At 56.3% G+C, this 20,641-nt stretch carries 16 protein-coding genes; 12 read left to right on the forward strand and 4 right to left on the reverse strand.

Annotated features, from left to right (window positions below):
- The 3 genes from ACR0IU_RS15760 to ACR0IU_RS15770 form a co-directional block, all read right to left on the reverse strand.
- Positions 1-2,403, reverse strand: a complete 2,403-nt coding sequence (locus ACR0IU_RS15760) for a GcvT family protein (RefSeq protein ID WP_480716909.1) — start codon at positions 2,401-2,403, stop codon at positions 1-3.
- A gap of 99 nt (positions 2,404-2,502) precedes the next feature.
- A complete protein-coding gene (locus ACR0IU_RS15765) occupies positions 2,503-3,132 on the reverse strand; it encodes a glutathione S-transferase family protein (RefSeq protein WP_480716910.1) in 630 nt (209 codons plus the stop codon).
- Positions 3,133-3,223: 91 nt separating this feature from the next.
- The gene (locus ACR0IU_RS15770; RefSeq protein ID WP_029621662.1) at positions 3,224-3,721 is read right to left on the reverse strand and encodes a class I SAM-dependent methyltransferase; all 498 of its coding nucleotides are present in this window, start codon (positions 3,719-3,721) and stop codon (positions 3,224-3,226) included.
- A gap of 230 nt (positions 3,722-3,951) precedes the next feature.
- On the opposite strand from ACR0IU_RS15770, the gene ACR0IU_RS15775 reads away from it, so the two are divergent.
- Genes ACR0IU_RS15775 through ACR0IU_RS15795 form a run of 5 tightly spaced genes read left to right on the forward strand, consistent with a single transcriptional unit; the run spans position 3,952 to position 11,176 of the window.
- Entirely contained in the window at positions 3,952-5,724 is a 1,773-nt protein-coding gene (locus ACR0IU_RS15775; protein WP_480716911.1) for an ABC transporter ATP-binding protein, read from the forward strand.
- Positions 5,717-7,630 carry an ABC transporter substrate-binding protein gene (locus ACR0IU_RS15780; RefSeq protein WP_480716912.1) on the forward strand — a complete coding sequence of 638 codons (1,914 nt, stop codon included), beginning with the start codon at positions 5,717-5,719 and terminating at the stop codon, positions 7,628-7,630. Before ACR0IU_RS15775 ends, ACR0IU_RS15780 begins: the two co-directional genes overlap by 8 nt.
- A gap of 14 nt (positions 7,631-7,644) precedes the next feature.
- The gene (locus ACR0IU_RS15785; protein ID WP_010437945.1) at positions 7,645-8,673 is read left to right on the forward strand and encodes an ABC transporter permease; all 1,029 of its coding nucleotides are present in this window, start codon (positions 7,645-7,647) and stop codon (positions 8,671-8,673) included.
- Positions 8,670-9,824 (forward strand): ABC transporter permease, encoded by a 1,155-nt coding sequence (locus ACR0IU_RS15790; protein WP_170477642.1) that lies wholly within the window; start codon positions 8,670-8,672, stop codon positions 9,822-9,824. The genes ACR0IU_RS15785 and ACR0IU_RS15790 overlap by 4 nt, the downstream gene beginning before the upstream one ends.
- Positions 9,821-11,176: a CoA transferase gene (locus ACR0IU_RS15795; protein WP_480716913.1), complete on the forward strand. Its 1,356-nt coding sequence runs from the start codon at positions 9,821-9,823 to the stop codon at positions 11,174-11,176. Before ACR0IU_RS15790 ends, ACR0IU_RS15795 begins: the two co-directional genes overlap by 4 nt.
- An 85-nt stretch (positions 11,177-11,261) precedes the next feature.
- Here the strand turns inward: ACR0IU_RS15795 and ACR0IU_RS15800 are convergent, their stop codons facing one another.
- Entirely contained in the window at positions 11,262-13,649 is a 2,388-nt protein-coding gene (locus ACR0IU_RS15800) for a mechanosensitive ion channel domain-containing protein (RefSeq protein ID WP_480716914.1), read from the reverse strand.
- Between the two features lie 382 nt (positions 13,650-14,031).
- Between ACR0IU_RS15800 and ACR0IU_RS15805 the strand changes: the two genes are divergently transcribed.
- The 7 genes from ACR0IU_RS15805 to ACR0IU_RS15835 are packed head-to-tail and all read left to right on the forward strand — an operon-like array spanning position 14,032 to position 20,529.
- Positions 14,032-15,246, forward strand: a complete 1,215-nt coding sequence (locus ACR0IU_RS15805; protein WP_480716915.1) for a glycosyltransferase family protein — start codon at positions 14,032-14,034, stop codon at positions 15,244-15,246.
- Positions 15,243-16,490, forward strand: a complete 1,248-nt coding sequence (locus ACR0IU_RS15810; protein ID WP_480716916.1) for a glycosyltransferase family 4 protein — start codon at positions 15,243-15,245, stop codon at positions 16,488-16,490. Before ACR0IU_RS15805 ends, ACR0IU_RS15810 begins: the two co-directional genes overlap by 4 nt.
- Complete coding sequence (locus ACR0IU_RS15815; protein WP_480716917.1) at positions 16,490-17,566, forward strand: glycosyltransferase family 4 protein; 1,077 nt, start codon at positions 16,490-16,492, stop codon at positions 17,564-17,566. The genes ACR0IU_RS15810 and ACR0IU_RS15815 overlap by 1 nt, the downstream gene beginning before the upstream one ends.
- Positions 17,563-18,141 (forward strand): histidine phosphatase family protein, encoded by a 579-nt coding sequence (locus tag ACR0IU_RS15820; protein ID WP_480716918.1) that lies wholly within the window; start codon positions 17,563-17,565, stop codon positions 18,139-18,141. Before ACR0IU_RS15815 ends, ACR0IU_RS15820 begins: the two co-directional genes overlap by 4 nt.
- 2 nt (positions 18,142-18,143) lie before the next feature.
- Positions 18,144-19,286 (forward strand): glycosyltransferase family protein, encoded by a 1,143-nt coding sequence (locus ACR0IU_RS15825; RefSeq protein ID WP_480716919.1) that lies wholly within the window; start codon positions 18,144-18,146, stop codon positions 19,284-19,286.
- Positions 19,283-20,056 (forward strand): polysaccharide deacetylase family protein, encoded by a 774-nt coding sequence (locus tag ACR0IU_RS15830; protein WP_480716920.1) that lies wholly within the window; start codon positions 19,283-19,285, stop codon positions 20,054-20,056. Before ACR0IU_RS15825 ends, ACR0IU_RS15830 begins: the two co-directional genes overlap by 4 nt.
- A complete protein-coding gene (locus tag ACR0IU_RS15835) occupies positions 20,053-20,529 on the forward strand; it encodes a class I SAM-dependent methyltransferase (protein WP_480456864.1) in 477 nt (158 codons plus the stop codon). Before ACR0IU_RS15830 ends, ACR0IU_RS15835 begins: the two co-directional genes overlap by 4 nt.
- Positions 20,530-20,641 lie beyond the last annotated feature (112 nt).

Here is a 20,641-nt window from a genome sequence, read left to right on the forward strand (position 1 = left end):
TCAACCCCGCATCGCTTTGCCCTGCGGGTCGTACGGCGACGGCTCAACCACGCGGGCTGGGCGTTCAACGCCAACCACATGCACCGACAGCTCTGTCCCTGAATTAGCCTTGTCGCGATCTACCAGAGCCATGGCCAAGGACTTGCCAGTGTAGTGCCCATAGCCTCCCGACGTCACAAAACCCACACGTTCGCCGCCTGCCCAAATGGGTTCATACCCGCTGGCATCCGCGTCCAACGCGTCGACCTCAAGCGTCACCTGTACCTGCGCTGGTCCGTTGCCATCGCGCTCGGCCAGCGCCGCATCTTTGCCGACAAATTCCTTGTCCCAGTCGATCCAGCGATCCATCCCGGTCATGCCGGGCGTATAGAGTTGGGTGAATTCTGCAGACCAGATACCAAAGCTCTTCTCAAGCCGCGTCGACAGCATCGCGTTGAAACCGCATTCGCGGATTTCCTCATCGGCCCCGGCCTCCAACAGCATACGGCGTAGCTTGATATGGTCGCCATAGCGGCAGTTGATCTCATATCCCTTTTCGCCCGTCACTGACATCCGGGCAACGCGGGCGCGGACCAGTCCGATATCGAAGTCACCACAACCCATGAATTTCAGGCCCGAGATGTCCTGTTCTGCCAGCTTCTCGACCACAGTCTCTGACCTCGGCCCAACCACGGCAAATCCACAGTATTCTTCACCCAAATCGCGGACCGTGACGCCATCCATCATGTGATCATCGAACCAACGCAAATGCCAGGCACGCAGATAGTAGCTGCCCATGATCCACCAGGTGCCATCGCCCCAGTTGAGCACAGTCAGATCACCCTTGAGCCGTCCGTTCTCGCCCAGCATTGGAGCCAGTTTAGCCCGACCCGGCGCGGGGAGTTTTGAGGCCATGACTTTGTCGAGCCACGCCTCGGCATTCGGACCTGAGACCTCAAACCGCGAGAAACCCGAGATATCAAGCAGGCCCACACCTTCGCGGATGGCCTTGCACTCCTCAGCCACGATGTCATGCGCGTTGGACCGCTTGAGCGTCGGCGTCTCCTCGAACCCGTTCGGCGCGAAATAAAGCGGCACTTCAAGATCCCAGCTAACACCCCATTTACAACCTGCCTCGGTCATCGCGTCATGGGCCGGAGCCATTTTCAGCGGGCGGCCTGCGGGCAGTTGCTCGTTCGGGTAGGTCATCACGAAACGACGGGAATAGAACTGACCAGTTGTTTCGCGGATGTAGCGTTTGTTCTGAGCGAAATCACCATAACGTGCCACGTCCATCGGCCAAGCGTCGGCTTCGGGCTCGCCATGGATCATCCACTCGGCCAGCGTCTTGCCGACGCCACCGCCCTGTAGGAACCCGGCCATCACCGCACAGGCTGACCAATAACCGCGCTTGCCCGGGACCGGACCGACCAACGGGTTACCATCAGGCGAGAAGGTAAACGCGCCATTCACCCATGTTTTGATGCCAACATTCTGGATCGACGGGTACCGTTCAAAGCCCAAAGTCAGCTCATTCTCAATCCGGTCAAGCTGTTCCTGAAACAGCTCTTCGCCGTAATTCCAAGGCGCACCGTCCATGGCCCAGTGTTCATGATCGACTTCGTAGATACCAACCAGAACACCCTTCTGGTCCTGCCGCATATAGGTGAAACCTTCGAGGTCCACGGTCATCGGCATCTCGAAATCTGCCTCAGCCACCTCGGGCACGGTATCAGTAATAAGATAGTGATGTTTGAGCGGCGACACCGGCAGTTCCACCCCTGCCATACGGCCCACCTGCTTGGCCCAGAGACCTGCGGCATTGACCACATGCTCACACGTGATGGTGCCCTTGTCGGTCACAACTTCCCAGCCATCCGCAGTCTGCGTCAGGCGTTCGACCTTGGTTTCCTCGTAATACTCGGCTCCGCGCTTTTTGGCTGCTGTGGCATAGGCCTGAACTGTTCCAGTGGTATCGATATAGCCTTCGCGGTCCGCCCACATTGCGCCAAGCACGCCGTCGGTTGACATGATCGGGCAGCGTTTCTGTGCCTCTTCCGGGGATAACAATTCGCAATCATCAATACCGATAGATTGAAAGATGCGGTAGTTGGCCTGCAACCACTCCCACCGTTCAGGCGTTCCGGCCAACGTCAGGCCGCCGGTCATATGCAGGCCGATGTTCTGACCCGATTCCTTTTCGATCTCGCTTAACAGATCAATCGTGTAGGCCTGAAGCGATGCCATGTTGGGATCGGCGTTCAGCGCATGGATGCCCCCCGCCGCATGCCAGGACGAGCCCGAGGCTAGGCGCCGACGCTCCAACATCACCACATCCGACCAGCCGAACTTGGCAAGGTGATACAGAACCGAAGCGCCCACAACGCCGCCGCCAATTACCACTACGCGATACTGCGATTTCATCCCAACCTCCCCCGGGTGACTCGCAAGGGACGCTAGACGCACTGTTCACTTCTGTCTAGACATTTCTGTACAGTTCTGTGCGTTCTATAAAAACGCGCTTTAAATCCGAGCACTTGGTCGCGCGCGAATGGAATCAAACCAAGCTTGTGTGGCTGTGTTGTCGTCAGGAATGCGCATCTTGATGACACGTGCAAAATCGACAAATACAAATGTGGTGATGTCAGCGAGCGTGAATGAGCCGCCTGATACGAATTCGTTTTCGCACAGACGAGCTTCTAATAAATCAAAAAACGCGACCACCCGTGCAGTTCCGCGCTGCGCCAGTTCGGGAATCTGCGCATAGTTCGCGGTTCCTGTGATGGCACGGTCTTTGAAAGAGGGATGGGTATTGCGCAACGTCTCGGCAATCGGCGCACCGCATTGCTGCTCGGCGATGGCGTTCCACATCAAAACTTCGCCCTTTTCATCCGCTGTTCGGCCCATCAACGCAGGTTCAGGAAAACGCGTTTCGAGATAGGCCGCAATGCCGAGATTTTCGGTGAGCACGGTACCTTCATCCGTGATCAGCACCGGGATCGTCGCGCCGGGGTTTACCGCCCGAAAAGCATCACTTAGTTGCTCGCCGTTTGCGATCGAGATTTCGCGTGTCTCAATCTCCAACCCTTTTTCTGCAATGAACATCCGGGCTCGGCGTGGGCTGGGCGCGGTCGAGCAATCATAGAACAGCATTTGACGATCCCTTCTGAGGCTTCACACCCCAAACGTTAGACCGCCCCAGTGCAACAGCGCGAGTCCGATCACAAAGTGACCCTACGGCAGATCAGCGTTGATAGATGAAGCAGCGACCCTCAACCGCACCACTCGGCAGCGGCAGCTCGGTCAAATCCTCGAAATACATGCGATCACTCGAGACCATCAACCCACCACGCGCCAACAGCGGCTCGATCAAAGGTGAGACGAGACGAGCAAATGTATCGTTCTTTTGCCGGTTATGTCCCCCTAGATCGGCGTGGATCAGACTGGCCGACGCGCCAAACTGCGCGACCGATGCGGGCAGCGTTTCACGCACGTCACCCAAAATTACGCGATCATCCGGCGGTGTTGAATCGGGGTGCGAGGCGACCGCACGTTCAAAAACATAAACTGGGCGGTCCTTTATATGCTGAACCATGTGATGATAAGTGCGCCCATTTCCCAGTCCAAGCTCAAATACCGGGCCTTCATGCCCAGTGGTCTGCGCGATTGCATAATCCAAACAAGCACGCTGCGAAACCATGCGATCAATAAACAAATCTAGACGACTTTGAGCTTCCGGCACAACGATTACCCCTATTTGTAGACACGGCACCTTACGTGTGCCTTTCGATCAGGTAGTGACAAATTCTCAAGGGAATGTGTAGGCGCACCGCCAAGAATTCACGATTCCGCGACGTTTCAGGTGCAGAAGGTGTTTGACTACCCCGCCCGAACCGCGCGAAACTACGAAAAAAAAGACAGGGAGTTCACAAAGCCGATGTTACCTAGCGGCCAGACGGGTGGAAAACCCGCATGAGTGCGTTGTTGTCCGTTCGGAATCTCAGCATCGGCTTCGGCAAGGGTCCTTCCGTGGTTCAAGATGTCAGCTTTGATGTTGAGCCTGGACAGACACTTGCATTGGTTGGTGAATCTGGATCGGGCAAGACGATTTCGTGTCGTGCTGCTCTGCGCATCCTGCCGCGCACCGCTCAAATCCGCAGCGGTACGATTACCCTGAACGATTCTAGAGGCACAGCGGAGTTAACTCAACTCAGCGAACGTCAAATGCGTGACATTCGAGGCAATCGGGTGTCGATGATCTTTCAGGAGCCGATGCGCTCGCTCTCTCCGCTTCACAAAATTGGAAACCAGGTCAGCGAAGTTCTTTGGCTGCACCGCGGCGCATCTGAATCTGAGGCACGCAAAGAAGTACTGACGCAATTTGAACGGGTGGGCTTTCCCGACCCGGCCCGCGCCTATGACAGCTATCCGTTTGAATTGTCCGGCGGCATGCGACAGCGGGCCATGATCGCGATGGCGATGGTTTCCAAACCTGAATTGCTCATCGCGGACGAACCAACCACTGCGCTGGATGTAACAACTCAGGCGCAGGTTCTTGGGCTCATCAAAGAACTGCAGCGTGAAACCGGTATGGCACTAATTCTGGTCACGCATGATTTGGGTGTCGTCGCCAACATGGCCGAGCAGGTTGTTGTCATGCACAAAGGTCGTGTGATGGAGGCCGGTCCAGCCGCCCTGATCCTGAACGACCCGGCCCATCCCTACACCCAGCAACTGTTCGATGCAGCGCCAGAAATACCTGACCAGGATGCGGTGGGCATGCCGATGCCCGATGAAGATCTGATATTGCAGATGACCGGGGTTTCGAAGACCTACACAATGCGGTCCAGCAAAGGCTGGAGAGCCGACAAGCTGATCCACGCTTGCCGCGGCGTCGATATGAAGCTGGCGCGCGGCAAAACACTTGCGATCGTAGGCGAAAGCGGATCGGGCAAAACCACCGCAGCGCGTATCGCTCTGGGTGCCGAACTGCCGGACCCTGGCGGAGAGGTGCTGTTCCGGACAAACAAGGAAGCCGATCCGCTCACAGTTCACAACATGACGCGCGCCGAGCGTACTGCCTTCCAGCGCAAGGCGCAGATGGTGTTTCAGGATCCGTATAGCTCACTTAGTCCCCGAATGCGTATTCAGGATGCGATGACCGAACCGTTGGAAATTCACCGCCTCGGAACAGTAGCAGAACAGCGCGATAAAGCAGCCGAAATGTTATTGAGGGTCGGACTGAACGCAGACATGCTCAAACGTTATCCGCACGCGTTTTCAGGCGGGCAGCGGCAACGTCTGTCTATCGCCCGCGCGATGATGTTGGATCCGGCTTTGATCGTTTGTGACGAGCCTACTTCGGCCTTAGATGTTTCTGTGCAGGAACAAATTTTGACCCTGCTCGAAAACCTGCAAGACAGTCTGAACCTGTCTTACCTGTTCATCTCGCATGATCTCGCCGTTGTCGCGCGCATCGCTGATGAAGTTGCCGTAATGCGTCGGGGGCTGGTGGTTGAACAAGCCCCGCCTGAAACTCTCTTCTATAATCCACGTCATCCTTACACAAAGGCATTGATTGCCGCCCAGCCTGAACCGGATATCAATCGTCCGATAGACCTGAAACTGGTTGCTTTGGGCGCGGGTTCGCCCGACAGTTGGGATGACGCCTTTCGATTTTCCGACACCGTGATACCCTCGCTGGTAGAGTTGGAGCCCGGCCATAAGGTACGTTGCCATGTTTAAGACCACTCATCGTTTGTTTCTGGCGACCGCGCTGGTCGTTGCAGCAGCTCTGCCCGCCACGGCAGAAATCCCGGCCAATCTTCAGGAAATCCCCTACTGGGAAGCCGAAGTTGAAGGTGGAAAGCTGCCACCTGTCGCCGACCGCATTCCGCAAGACCCGCTAATCGTTGATCTGGCCGCAAAGGGGCGCGATTTCGGAACGCCCGGCGGAACGTTGCGAACCATGGTTACCCGGTCCAAGGACATTCGCCAGATGGTGGTCTATGGCTATGCGCGGCTTGTCGGCTTTGACCATGAATACAACATCGTGCCTGATCTGCTGGCCTCTTTCGAAAACGAAGACAATCGCAAGTTTACCTTGAATTTACGCCCTGGCCACAAATGGTCGGACGGCACTCCGTTTACGTCTGAGGATTTCCGATATTGGTGGGAAGACGTCGCCAATAACGAGTTGCTCAGCCCATCAGGCCCACCTGATTTTTTGCTGGTTGAAGGTAAGGCTCCCACTGTCACTTTCCCTGATGAAACGACCGTCGTGTTCGAGTGGGCAAATCCGAACCCGGATTTTCTGCAATCTCTTGCACAGGCACGCCCACCGTTTATCTACCGCCCATCAGAATTTCTCAAAAAATACCACGAGAAGTTTGCCGATCCTGAAGAACTGGCTTTTCAGGTCGAAGACGCGCGGGTCAAAAGCTGGGCGGCGCTGCATAACAAGTTGGATAACCTGTACAAATATGACAATCACGAATTGCCCACATTGCAGCCCTGGCTCAATGCAAGCTCGGGCAAGAAAATCCGGCACAGCTTCATCCGCAACCCCTACTATCACAGGGTCGATTCAAATGGGGTGCAGCTCCCTTATATCGATGTGGTCGAGATGGAGATTGTTGCCCCAGGTCTTGTCGCGGCCAAGACCAACGCGGGTGAAAGTGACCTACAAGGGCGAGGGCTGGCATTCCGCGACGCATCGATCTTGAAAAAAGGCGAAGCGCAAGGAGACTACAAAACGCTCTTGTGGAAGACCGGAGTCGCATCCCAAATCGCCATCTATCCAAACCTGAACTTCGAAGACGAAGCCTGGCGCAACGTACTACGTGATGTGCGCGTCCGCCGGGCCCTTTCCCTCGCGATAGACCGCAAAACAATCAATCAAGCGCTCTATTTTAAGCTGGCCCATCCCGGCGCGATGTCAGTTTTGCCTGCGTCGCCATTCTATGACGAAGCAAATGCAAAGGCTTGGGCAGACTACGACGTCGATATGGCGAATGCGCTGTTGGATGAGGCTGGATTGACCGAGCGGGATAAAGACGGCATTCGCCTACTGCCTGACGGACGTCCTATGGAGTTGGTTATCGAAACTGCAGGCGAGAGGCAGGAAGTAGAAAATGCCCTCCAAATCGTTACAGATACCTGGCGCGAGATCGGTGTCGAACTTGTGATGCGCCCCCTGGATCGGGACATTCTGCGTAATCGGGTCTTCTCGGGCAACACGATGGCCTCAGTCTGGTTTGGCTGGGATGACGGCATCCCGCAATTGCACACCTCGCCTGCCTATCTGGCGCCTACTGATCAGGTCTTTCTGGCCTGGCCCAAGTGGGGGCAGTATTACCAGACAGCCGGAGGATCAGGCGAGCCACCAGACATGCCCGAAGCCGAACTTCTCATGAAACTCGCGCATGACTGGGAAATCGCCACCACCGATGAAGAGCGCGCGGCAGTCTGGACTGAGATGCTGAAAATTCACGCGGATCAGCTGTATGCCATTGGTATTCTTAACGGCGCACCGCAGCCAATCGTTGTGTCAAACCGGCTGAAGAACGTGCCCGAGCAGGCCATGTGGGCCTGGGAGCCCGGTGCGCATTTCGGCATTCATCGTCCCGACGAGTTTTTCTTCGCCGACTGATCAGGAGCAGCTAAATGGTCATGCTGCGCTATGCGGTGTATCGCTTTTTCACGATGCTGCTGACGCTGTTGGTGGTGTCGGTACTGATCTTCGTAATCATCAACCTTCCCCCAGGCGACTATCTCAGCAACCAGATCGCTGAGTTGCAGGCCTCTGGCCAATCTGCGGGCGTGGCTAAGGCCGAGTTTCTGCGCAAAGAGTATTCTCTGGATCGTTCGTTGCCAGAACAATATCTGATCTGGATAGGCTTCTGGCCCGGCCCGCACGGGTTCGAGGGCCTCTTGCAGGGCAATTATGGCTGGTCATTCGAATTTGACCGCCCCGTGCGCGAGATCGTGGGCGATACGCTCTGGTTGACTGTCGTGGTTAATCTGGCTGCCATTCTATTCGTCTATGCTGTGGCCCTGCCGCTGGGCGTTCTTGCGGCGGCCAAATCAAGAACATGGATCGATTATACTTCCGCTTTTGTTGGGTATCTGGGCCTTGCGACGCCAAACTTCCTGCTGGCGCTGATCCTGTTCTATTACGGCCATCGCTACTTTAACCTGCCAATTGGCGGTCTGATGGACCCTTCCTTTGAGGGTCAACCGATGAGCTGGGACAAGCTGAAATCCATCCTTGTTCACCTGATCGTTCCGACCTTCGTCATCGGCACCTCGGGCGCTTCGGCTATGATGCAGCGCCTGCGTGCCAACATGCTGGATGAGCTGGGCAAGCCTTATGTTGAAACCGCTATCGCCAAGGGGATGGCCCCGTCGCGGATGTTGACAAAATACCCGCTGCGAGTGGCCTTCAACCCCTTTGTTGCCGATATTGGCAACCTACTGCCTTCGATGGTTTCAGGTTCGGTTCTGGTCTCGGTTGTTCTGGGTCTGCAAACCATCGGGCCAACATTGCTGACCGCGCTTAAAACACAGGATCAGTTCCTGTCTGCTTTCATTCTGATGTTCGTGGCCTTGCTGACGCTGATCGGTACCATGATCTCGGACATCCTGCTGGTCATGCTTGACCCGCGCATTCGGTATGAGGGGCGAGAAGCATGAGTGAACGCCCCGATGGTCGCTATGTCGACGAAGCCCCGTTTGATCCGCAAGCCTCGCTTCAGCAGCTTGAGCGTGCAGATCTCGATGCCCCAAATTGGGTCTTAGTCTGGCGCAAGTTCAGAACACACAAGCTGGGTCTGATTTCAGGTATATTCCTGCTGTTGTGCTATCTGATGCTACCCTTCGCGGGATTCATCGCCCCTTATGGACCGAACGACAGAAACGGTGAGCACCTCTATGCCCCACCCCAGTCTGTCAACTGGTTCCACGAGGGCGAATTCATAGGTCCTTATGTCTATCCCATTGTTGCAGAAGCGGATCTTGAAACCTTCCAATGGAAGTTCGTACCCGACACAGAAGACCCGCGCCCGATCCGGTTCTTCTGTGAGGGCTCCGAGTACAAACTGGCAGGCCTGATAAAATCCGACACCCACCTGTTTTGTGCACCTGAAGGCGCCACGCTGTTCCTATGGGGCTCCGACCGCTTGGGACGTGACGTCTTCAGTCGAATTCTTTACGGCGCCCAATTGTCGCTGACCGTAGGCCTGATCGGCATCTCAGTGTCTTTCTTCCTCGGCATCCTGTTCGGATCGATGGCCGGGTATTTTGGTGGGCGCATCGACTGGGTCATAAACCGTGTGATCGAAATTCTGCGTTCTCTGCCGGAACTCCCACTTTGGCTGGCTTTATCTGCAGCCGTGCCTTCGAATTGGAGTCCTGTTGCTGTCTTCTTCATCATCTCGATCATTCTCGGTATACTCGACTGGCCCGGCCTTGCCCGATCCGTACGCGCCAAATTCCTTTCGTTACGGGAAGAGGAATATGTTCGCGCCGCTGAGATGATGGGTGCAAGCTCGGGTCGCGTGATCCGCAAGCACCTGCTTCCGAACTTCATGTCGCACCTGATTGCATCAGCCACACTGTCGATACCAGCGATGATCCTCGGTGAAACCGCGCTCAGCTTCCTTGGTCTTGGCCTGCGCGCCCCGGCGGTCAGCTGGGGGGTCATGCTAAATGACGCGCAGAACCTTGCTTCGATCGAGATTTATCCGTGGACGGCGATTCCGATGCTACCAATCATCGTAGTCGTGTTGGCCTTCAACTTCCTTGGCGACGGGCTGCGCGACAGTCTGGACCCCTACCAGCAATGAGCCTGCTATCCGCCCTCCCTTCAACTGACACATATCGGGTTAAAGGGGCGGGCGCGCGGCCCAGCGCTTTTGCAGTCTCAGAACTGGCAACGGCCAGTTTTGCTGCTGTTGGTCAGGAAATGTCACGCCTTGTGACTGTGCTCAACCTGTCGCCAGAACCGCCGGATGTTTCCGTGGACCATCGGTTGGCTTCTCTATGGTATGGCTTCTCATTCAAACCCGACGGATGGGACATGCCCAACCTTTGGGACGCGATCGCAGGAGACTATCAGGCCTCAGATGGCTGGATCAGACTGCACACCAATCTGCCGCATCACCGCACTGCTGCTTTGAAGGTACTCGAGGTCAACCCTGATCGGTCATCGGTTGAACGCGCGATCCGAGACAGGACCATTTCGGAACTCGAAGCCGCAATTGTCGCAGAGGGTGGGGTTGCTGCCGCGATGCGCAGTCGTGCAGAATGGCATGACCATCCGCAGGGACGTGTACTCGCACGTGAACCATTGATCGGCTGGCAAGGCCCACGGAATATCAAGCTACGCGACCGGCCACAGGCGACCGTCGAGCGCCCCCTTGCAGGGCTACGCGTGCTCGACCTCACACGAATACTGGCAGGGCCGGTTTCGACAAGAACACTTGCGGGTTTTGGGGCCGAAGTCCTTAGGATCGACCCTCCTGGCTGGGATGAGCCCGGCGTCATTCCTGACATCTCACTGGGCAAGCATTGCGCCTATCTGAATCTGAAATCGCCCGCGGGAATTGGACAACTTCAGGAACTTCTCAAACAAGCTGACGTATTTGTTCATGGGTATCGCCCCGGTGCCCTAGACGCGCTTGGTTTGGCTAAATCCACGCGTGATCAGCTTGCCCCCAACAGGGTCGAGGTCACATTGGACGCCTATGGCTGGCAAGGTCCTTGGGCCTCACGCCGGGGATTTGACAGTCTGGTTCAGATGAGCGCCGGGATCGCGCACGCGGGAATGGAATGGGCCGGGGTCGACGAGCCAACCCCGCTACCTGTGCAGGCACTCGATCACGCGACTGGATACTTGATGGCTGCTGCTATTCTTTCGGCTCTGGCCGAGGCTGCATCCGGTCAAGCGGTCATGGATGCCCGACTTTCACTTGCACGCACCGCAGAACTGCTCGCCACTCTCGCCAAAAGCGATACTGAAGTAGATATCAGCGGTGCGTTACTTGCAGATTATTCGGATGTGCAAGAACATTCCGGATGGGGAGCAGGTCACCGTTTGAATCCAGCACTGACTGTAGGCACTTCCAAAATGCGATGGTCCCTACCCGCCTCAAAGCTTGGATCATCAGAACCTGCCTGGCCCTCACTCGCCACGTAGACCAACCGCCGCGCGGAGCGCGGCCCCGCCCAACGTTTTGTATGGCGTCTCATTCGAGACGCCGCTCAAAGAGGCGGGAGCCGCCTTAGCGATCGTCGCCGCCGGGCCCGATATCATCCAGATAATCCTCGTCAATCGCAGCCTGAACAGCGCCTGTAACCGCTTCGCGCTGTTTTGGCGTTAAGTCTTCGGCCTCTTTGCCGTCTGCCAACCTTACGGTGACCTCGCGATGCGCGAACCGGATACCTTCGCGGGCAAACAGTTCACGGATATCTTGATATACTTTCTTGCGCACCAGCCACTGATCGCCTGGTTTGGTCATGAACTTGACCCGGATAATCATCGCCGAATCCTGCATCTCGATCACGCCCTGAGATTTCAGGGGCTGGATAAAGTTTTCTCCGATCACCGGATCACTCAGCAATTCCTGACCCAATTTTTTGATCAGCTTCCGTACTTTTTCGACATCCGTGTCATACGTCACACGCAACGGCAACTTCATGATCACCCAATCGCGCGAGTAATTGGTCAGCACCTTGATCTCACCAAAGGGAATCGTGTTGAGCGCGCCCAGATGGTGTCGCAACTGGAAGGACCGAACCGAGATCTTTTCAACCGTTCCCTTCACATCGCCGATATCGATATATTCACCCTTACGGAATGCATCATCCATCAGAAAAAACGCACCCGAAAAGATATCGCGCACCAGCGTTTGCGACCCGAATCCTACGGCCAATCCTACAACACCTGCACCCGCAAACAGCGGGCTGACATTGATCCCGAGTTCCATCAAAACAATCAGCGCGATGGTGACAACGACCACAGCCAGAATGGCACCGCGAAACAGGGGAAGCAATGTCGCAAGCCGGCTCTGTCCACCTTCGCCCCCTTCGTCGCCAAGCTCGGCATCGGCGGCACCATCGTCAACCTCTTCTGCAATCTTGCTGTCGATCCAGACCCGGAAAAAATGAAACAGAATGTAGCCGATGAACAAGATCACCATCACATCAAGCGCTCGCTCGATAGGCAGATCATCGCTCCAGTTGGCTTGCGGATTCCAGATCACGACCAGCGCATATAGCCCCACCACAAAGGCCAGAATACCGGCCACCCTTCGGGCAAGATCTTCGTAGGTCAATATGGCGTGTTTGCGCTTTTCAGCCTCGGGTGTGACAAGCGCTGCAGACTCACCTACCTCGGCCTCATCTGCTTCGGTGTTCAGTTCCGCGATCTGACGATTGCGATCAAAGTAGCGTTCCAGCAGATAGTTCATCGCACCATATGCAACGACCACTGACATGAATATTGCATAGCTGCTGGCTACGATCGGGACGGAATCCTCGATCTCCAGAACCAGATCAACTGCTAGCTTGAACCAGCTGAACACAATGTAGAGCATCAATACCGGCGCCCAGGCGAACGAGATAAATCGTAATATCCACGAAACTTGTTCGGGCATACGCCCGCCACGGATCGCATGAGAAATCGCGCGGGCATTGAAAAGTATCATCAAGAGATTGCCCAGCGCACCGGCCAGAGTCAGGCTGCCATAAACCAAGGCATAAACATTGTAGTTCAGCCCAAAATCCGCAACCCAAGTCGAGAAAAGCACGACCGAGATATCAAACGTCGCGATTGCCGACGCCCACCGGTATAGCCGCTTGGCGTCCCGATCGGAAAACGGGGGCAAACGGTACTGGCTGAGAAACGGTGACAAGATCATCCGCCACAAGTCCGCAACCGTGCGCGACAGGAAGAACGCTGTAAAAATCGCGGTGACAGTGAACTGAATAGATATATCCTCGGCTTCGCCGAAAAACAGATAACCCACAATCAGCGCCATCAGCATCGCAAAGATCGTCCCACCGATGCCCATTACGAAGCGGTAAACCAAGAAAGGCATTTTCTCGCGATAGCCAACGGGGTTTTCCTTGATGCGGGCAACAACCCAACGCTTGGCGATACGCTTTCCGTAAATCTCGGTCGATAACCAGCGTCCCAGCAGAAGAAAAACAATGTTCCAGGCCAAGACCTCGAAATAGGTCTGAATACGGCCATCCGGGCTGGTTTGTCTCAGAACGTACTGCACCTCAAAAACCGAATACGGAAGCGCTTCTAAACGCGAGCGCACAGATTCCCGAAATTTCGAGAACCGCTCCTGAGCCTTCATCAGTTGAGACCCTTCCGCCATCGGGTCAGCGACCTCTGAATCAGATGTTGCCCCGCCATTATTGGCTGACGAAACCACCTGTCCCGCGCTGTCGATTACGATGACACTTGCACCAGCTTCAGAAGCCGCGCGGATCGCAGCTACCAGATCGCCCTCTTCTGCCGAACTTGATGTGCTGGTTTCTTCGGACGATCCAATTGGATATCCCGGGATCAGCGAGGTTTGCGCCTCTGCTCTGGGTACGCATGCAAGCATTGCGGCCCAAAGCACCAGAAACAGCCCGGCCAGAATATTCGTTTTCATAGTGTCTCGCACCCAAATCACAGTTGCCGGCAAGACTACAGAAGCTTGGTCTGCTGTTCAAATCATCCGCGCACGCAAAGGCATCTTTGCGTGAGGCCAGTGGCCTCGGCGCAAACGTCTGGATAAGGTATTTTCAAGCAACCAAAAATTGAATATGACGGCCTGAGCCCCAGGATCGCACGCAATCTTGTTCATTGCGGGCAATCGCCAACAAAGGGGCCGCGTCACATTGACGACAAGGTAACGAATATGTTGTTGCCAATTCGCAATGTTTGGCGCATTTGCAGGGAAAAATTCCCACCTTTTGCGCGCAGGCGCGAATGAAATAGGATACTCAGGTGCAAACGCGCGGAGTTGCATCGGAACCGAAACAGGCGAAGGCATGAGCCGAGGTAACAAAAACGAACATCACGGCCGCGCGCCTCGTATCCTGCTATACAGTCACGACACGTTCGGTCTGGGCCATTTGCGCCGGTCTCGAGCTTTGGCGGCAGCGATTACACAGGCCGATCAACGCGCTTCGGCTTTGATCTTGACCGGCTCTCCGGTAGCGGGTCGCTTTACTTTTCCACGACGGGTCGACCATGTTCGCCTGCCTGGCGTCACCAAACGCTCGGACGGTTCTTACGCCTCACAAACCATTGGCATGGGGATTGATGATGTAACCGAGCTGCGTGCAAGCCTTATCCAAACGGCTGTCGCGCAATTTGACCCGGATGTTCTGATAGTCGACAAAGAACCGACCGGGTTTCGCGGTGAATTGTTGCCGACGCTGGAATATCTTGAGAGCTCGGGTTCGACCAAGCTGGTTCTGGGTCTGCGCGATGTTCTGGACGAACCCGATGTACTGGCCGCCGAATGGGAACGCAAAGAAGCGATCTCGGCAACCGAGCGTTTCTACGATGAGATCTGGGTATATGGCTTGCGCTCGATCTATGACCCGACCCAAGGTCTACCCCTCAGTCCGGCAGCGCAACAACGCATGCACTGGACCGGATATCTAAGGCGTGATCTGGGGCCTGTCGGCGAGCCCCCCAAGCAACCTTATATCCTGATTACGCCCGGCGGTGGCGGCGATGGTAAAGCGATGGTCAACCTCGTGCTGTCCGCCTATGAGAAAGACCCGGACCTTTCTCCTCGTGCCGTGCTAGTCTATGGGCCATTCCTGTCAGGTGAATTGCGCGAGGATTTTGAAACCCGCGTCGCCGCACTTGATGGCCGGGTCACAGCTGTAGGCTTTGAATCTCAGATCGAAACGCTGTTCGCCGGAGCAGCCGGTGTGGTCTGCATGGGCGGCTACAATACATTCTGCGAAGTACTGTCCTTCGACAAGCGCGCGGTCATCGTCCCGCGCACAACACCCCGTCTGGAACAATGGATACGCGCCTCTCGCGCGGAAGATCTGGGACTGGTGCGAATGCTCGATGAAAATCGTGACGGTCTGACGGCGGACGCGATGATCCACGCGATCCGTAATCTTCCCCTTCAGCCCTTGCCGTCGCAAGCCATAAGCGCCGGTTTGCTGGATGGTCTGAACTACGTCACCCATCGCATCACCGCACTACTAGCCGCAGAACAAGAGCGCGCGACAGGATGATCAAAACACACCCCAGGCTTGCGGTGCTGGTCAAAGGCTGGCCGCGCCTGTCCGAGACGTTCATTGCCCAAGAGCTCGTTGCCTTGCAGGAGGCTGGCCACAACTTCGATATCTGGTCTTTGCGCCATCCGACCGACGCCAAGCGGCACCCGCTGCATGATCGTTTCAATGGGCAAGTACGCTATCTGCCAGAATACCTTTATGACGAACCTGAACGGCTCGCCGCTGCACGCGCTGTTGCTTCGGGTTTGCCCGGATACCCAGAGGCCTATCGGGTCTGGCGGCAAGACCTGCGCCGAGACCAAACCCATAACCGCATTCGCCGGTTCGGACAGGCCTGCGTGCTAGCTGCCGAGTTACCTGAGGAAACGCATGCGCTGTACGCGCATTTCATGCACACGCCATCGTCGGTCGCCCGTTACGCTGCGATCATGCGCGGCCTGCCGTGGAGTTTTTCAGCGCACGCCAAAGATATTTGGACCTCGCCAGACTGGGAAAAGAAGGAGAAACTACATCTGGCGAGCTATGGAGCCACTTTTGGGGCAACCTGCACCGCCATCGGTGCAGCGCATCTGCGCGAATTGGCTGATGATCCTGCGCGCGTTGAGTTGATTTACCACGGTCTGGACCTGTCCCGTTTTCCGACCCCTCCTAAGCGTGGTCAGCGGGCGGCCGAGGCACCTTTTCATATGCTTTCAGTCGGGCGGTTGGTCGAGAAAAAGGGCTTTGATCGCCTTATCGACGCGTTTGCTCTGCTCCCTCAAACTTTGGACTGGCACTGGACCCATATCGGTGGCGGGACACTGGCCAATAAACTGAGTGCACAGGCCGATGCCGCAGAGCTGTCAGATCGGATCACCTGGATGGGTGCATGCGACCAGCCTGAGGTCGTTGCCGAGATGCGCCGCTCTGACCTGTTTGTGCTGCCCAGCCGGATTGCTGAAGATGGTGACCGGGATGGCTTGCCCAACGTATTGATGGAGGCGGCGTCTCAGCGCCTTCCGATTTTATCGACGCCCATATCGGCGATCCCAGAGTTCATCGAAACTGGCGTCCATGGGATTCTATCGCAGGACGACCCAGCCTCCTTGGCTTCCGCCATTTCCAAGATCGCCCGGAACCCGGCCAAAACAGCGCAAATGGCAGAGGCAGCGTATGACCGATTGATCGCCGACTTTCGTATGGACCCGGGCATACATCGCCTGTCCGAGCGGTTAAACGCATTGTGCACGGATGGTCGGTGATGGCTCGGGTGGCTTTTTACGCGCCGATGAAATCCCCCAACAGCCCCAAGCCTTCGGGTGACCGCGAAATGGCGCGCAACCTGATCGCCGCAATCCGCGCCCAAAACAACATTGTTGAGCTCGCATCAGACCTGCGAATTTACGACAAGAAGGGTGAGCGCCCACTTCAGAATCAGTTGCGAGACAAAGCGATGGTCGAAGCTACGCGGCTGATCACGGAACTGCCATCGGACACAGACCTTTGGGTTACATATCACAACTACTACAAAGCGCCGGACCTGTTGGGCCCCGCAGTATGTCGCGCACGGGGTATTCCATATGTACAACTGGAAAGCACCCGTGCCACCAGTCGGCTCTCGGGTCCATGGGCCGGGTTTGCCCAGTCGGCGCACGACGCCTGTGATGCCGCGCAGATAATATTTTATCACACAGCCAACGATCTGATCACGCTGGAGCGTGAGAAATTCGGCGCACAGACATTGGTAGAGCTGCCCCCATTTCTGCCTGTTGCTGAATTGCCTTCCACTTCTACCCGTGACGGCCCGATGCTGACGGTGGGTATGATGCGTCCAGGGGATAAGTTGGCCTCGTACACGATTCTGGCCGAGACGCTGGAGCATCTCACAGGCGATTGGGTGCTGGACATCGCTGGCGATGGCCCTGCCCGCCCCAAAGTCGAGGCGCTGATGGCGCAGTTCGGGTCACGCGTCAGGTTTCTGGGTCAGCTTGATCGAGACACATTGCAAGAGCACTACCGTCAGGCATCGATGTTTGTCTGGCCCGGCGTCAACGAAGCCTATGGCATGGTCTATCTTGAGGCCCAGGCCAGCGGTGTCCCGGTCGTGGCACAAGATCGCCCCGGCGTGCGTGATGTACTGATGCCCTCTGATCATCCCAATGTAAGTTCGGGCACCAAAGGGCTGGCCGCTCGTATACAGTTGCTCTTGGATGATCCCGACCTTCGGCGAACCGAGGGTGATCGCGCCCGCGCCTACATCGCGCAACGCCATCTGATCCCGTCGGCGACGAATCGGTTCTGGACTGCCGTGCGCCCCTTGTTGGAGAAAGAAGAATGACCCGCCTCGCCCTATTGCGCCACGGACATACCGAATGGAACCGCGCTGGTCGCATTCAGGGTCGCAGCGACATTCCCCTGGATATTGATGCCCGTGCCGAGCTTGCGGGATATTGCCTGCCATCGCCGTGGGACACTGCATCGATCTGGTCCAGCCCGCTAAGTCGCGCGGCTGAAACCGCTGAACTTGTATCTGGCAAAGCCCCCAAAACATCCAAAGCGTTGACCGAGATGAACTGGGGAGATTGGGAAGGGCAACGCGGCGTGGACCTGATCGCGATTCCCGATAGCGGCTATCGTCATATTGAAGATTGGGGTTGGGATTACCGACCACCTAACGGTGAAAGCCCGGCAGAACTTTGGGCAAGAATCGCACCTTGGATGGATGGCCTGACGGGCGACAATCTTGCCGTCTGCCATATCGGCATCATGCGGGTGATTTTGGCCAAGGCCTGGGGCTGGAACTTTGCAGGCCCCGCCCCGTTCAAAATCAAACGCAACAGGTTATTTGTCATCGAGTTGAATCCGATGCGGGCCCAGCCCGAACCCGTCCGCCTGCTTGCGCGTGAGGCCTGAAAATGAAGGTGATAATCGTCGTTACCCACCTGTTGGGCACCGGGCATCTGAGCCGGGCACTGACATTGGCGCGCGCATTCGCTGATCAGAACCATGAGGTTCTTGTCGTTTCCGGAGGTATGCCCGCGCCGCAGCTGGATACGACCGGGATGTCTCTGCTGGGTTTGCCGCCGCTGAGGTCGGATGGCACCGATTTTACCCGATTGCTAGATCAGGATGGTACCGTTGCAGACGCCGCCTATTTCGAAGCACGCGCAACCGGACTGGTTCAGGCAGTACGCAGCTTCGGGCCGCAGGTTCTGATCACCGAGCTATATCCGTTTGGACGCCGTTCGCTCGCAGCGGAATTCCAGGCGGCATTAAAAGCCGCGCAAGGAACCCCTCGTCCCCCTGTTATCCTGAGTTCAATCCGCGATATTCTTGCGCCGCCAGCAAAGCCTGCAAAAGCGATCCGAACGGACGAAGTTATTGCAGAGTTTTATGACGGTGTTCTGGTCCATGCAGACCCTCGGATCACACCGCTCGACATCAGTTGGCCTGTTTCACCGCAGCTGGCGGCACGGCTGCACTACACGGGTTTCGTCGCACCAAGCGCACCGCCAAGCCATCCGGAGGGTACAGGTCGGGACGAGATCATCGTAAGTGCCGGTGGCGGATCAGTTGGCCAACCGATCTTTCAGGCGGCCATTGAGGCCGCCCGAAAGATGCCCAACAGGCGCTGGCGCCTGTTGGTGGGTGGACAGGATGCCAAAGCGCGCATCGCCGAGCTTTCGCAGTTGGCCGAGGGGGCAACGGTTATTCTGGAACCCGTTCGCCCCGATTTTCGCCAAATGCTTCCGCTTGTTGCGGCCTCGGTTAGTATGTGCGGCTACAATACTGCCATGGACCTGCTGCAATGCGGTGCCCCTGCTGTGTTGATCCCATTCGACGACGGCAAAGAGGTCGAGCAGGGATTGCGTGCGCGTGCGCTTTCGCAATTGGAAGGGGTTGAGGTACTGAACAGTTCTGAACTATCCGGACCCTCACTTGCAAACGCACTGGATCGTGTCATGTCGGGTCTTGTTCGTCTTCCAATGACTGAAGGTTTTGATGGCGCCCGTCGATCGGTGGAAATTGCGACAGACTTGTATGAGGCCCGCCGATGAGCCTTGATTGGCAACCCTTGATGACTGAGTTGCAGCGCTGGGAAGAAGCGGATTTGACGCTACCCTTGTGGTGGCGCGATGACGACGCGATCACGGTGACGCCACAGCTCGAAAAACTCACATTGATATCCGTTGAGCTGGGCCTGCCGGTCCATCTGGCGGTGATCCCGCGCCCAGCTGAGGTGTCATTGGCGGATTATGTGCGTGATCAGACCGCCTTAATCCCGGTTGTGCATGGCTGGGCGCATCAGAACCACGCACACATAAGTGAAAAGAAAGCTGAGTTCCGTTTGCACCGACCAATCGAAGCCATTGTTTCTGACGCAAGGGCCGGACTGACTCGGCTACAGAATCTGTTCGGTGATCAGTTACGCCCGATGTTTGTGCCACCTTGGAACCGGATTGATCCTGAAGTTACAGCTCACCTCCGAGGGCTGGGTTTTCGGTTAATATCGACCGCAACACCTCGGAAAACACCACTCGCCGCTCCTGGTCTCGAGCAGGTAAATACGCATCTCGATCCCATCGACTGGCGCGGAACTCGCGGCTTGGCAGACCCGGAAGAGCTGATTTCGCAAGTGGTCACACTGCTACAAGATCGACGCGCAGGACGGGCGGACAATGCAGAAGCATTTGGGGTGTTGACGCATCATCTGGTCCATGATCAGGACATCTGGACGTTTACGAAAGACCTGTTGCACAGGCTGCTTGATGGGCCAGGAATTCCTTGGACTGCGCCATGCAACGAAATTCTAGGAGAACCCGAATGAGTCGACTGGATTCCATGCTACGACGCCTGACCGCGCAACGCGACGGGTTGAATTGGGCCGCGGCACAGATCGACGCCATGGACGGAGATGTTCTAGACTTGGGGCTGGGCAATGGACGTACCTATGACCATTTACGAGAGATCCTGCCTTTACGCCGAATTTGGGTAATGGATCGCGTATTGCAATGCCATCCTGACAGCACGCCCCCTGCAGAAGATTTTCTGCAAGGCGAAGCGGAACCGATGTTACTGAAATTGGCGGAAGCTGGCCATACTATCGCACTAGCGCACTATGATTTTGGTCGCGGGATCAAGTCAGACGATGTTGCCGAAGCAGCCCGCCTGAGCCCTCTGGTCAAACAAGTGATGTGCCCCGGCGGCTTGCTGATATCAGGACAACCCCTGGTAGGTTTCACCCCGATACAGGGCCCTGAAACCATCGCACCTGATCGCTATCTGTTTTATCGCGCCTGATGCAATTTCATATGCTGCTCCAAGCAAACATAATGCAAATTAGTCAACAAATTGGGCGAGCGGACCGTACTTTGGGAGAGTTTTTGGTAGTAGGAATCCTCGTGGACACAAA

The sequence above is a fragment of the Ruegeria sp. CL5 genome, from assembly GCF_056536485.1.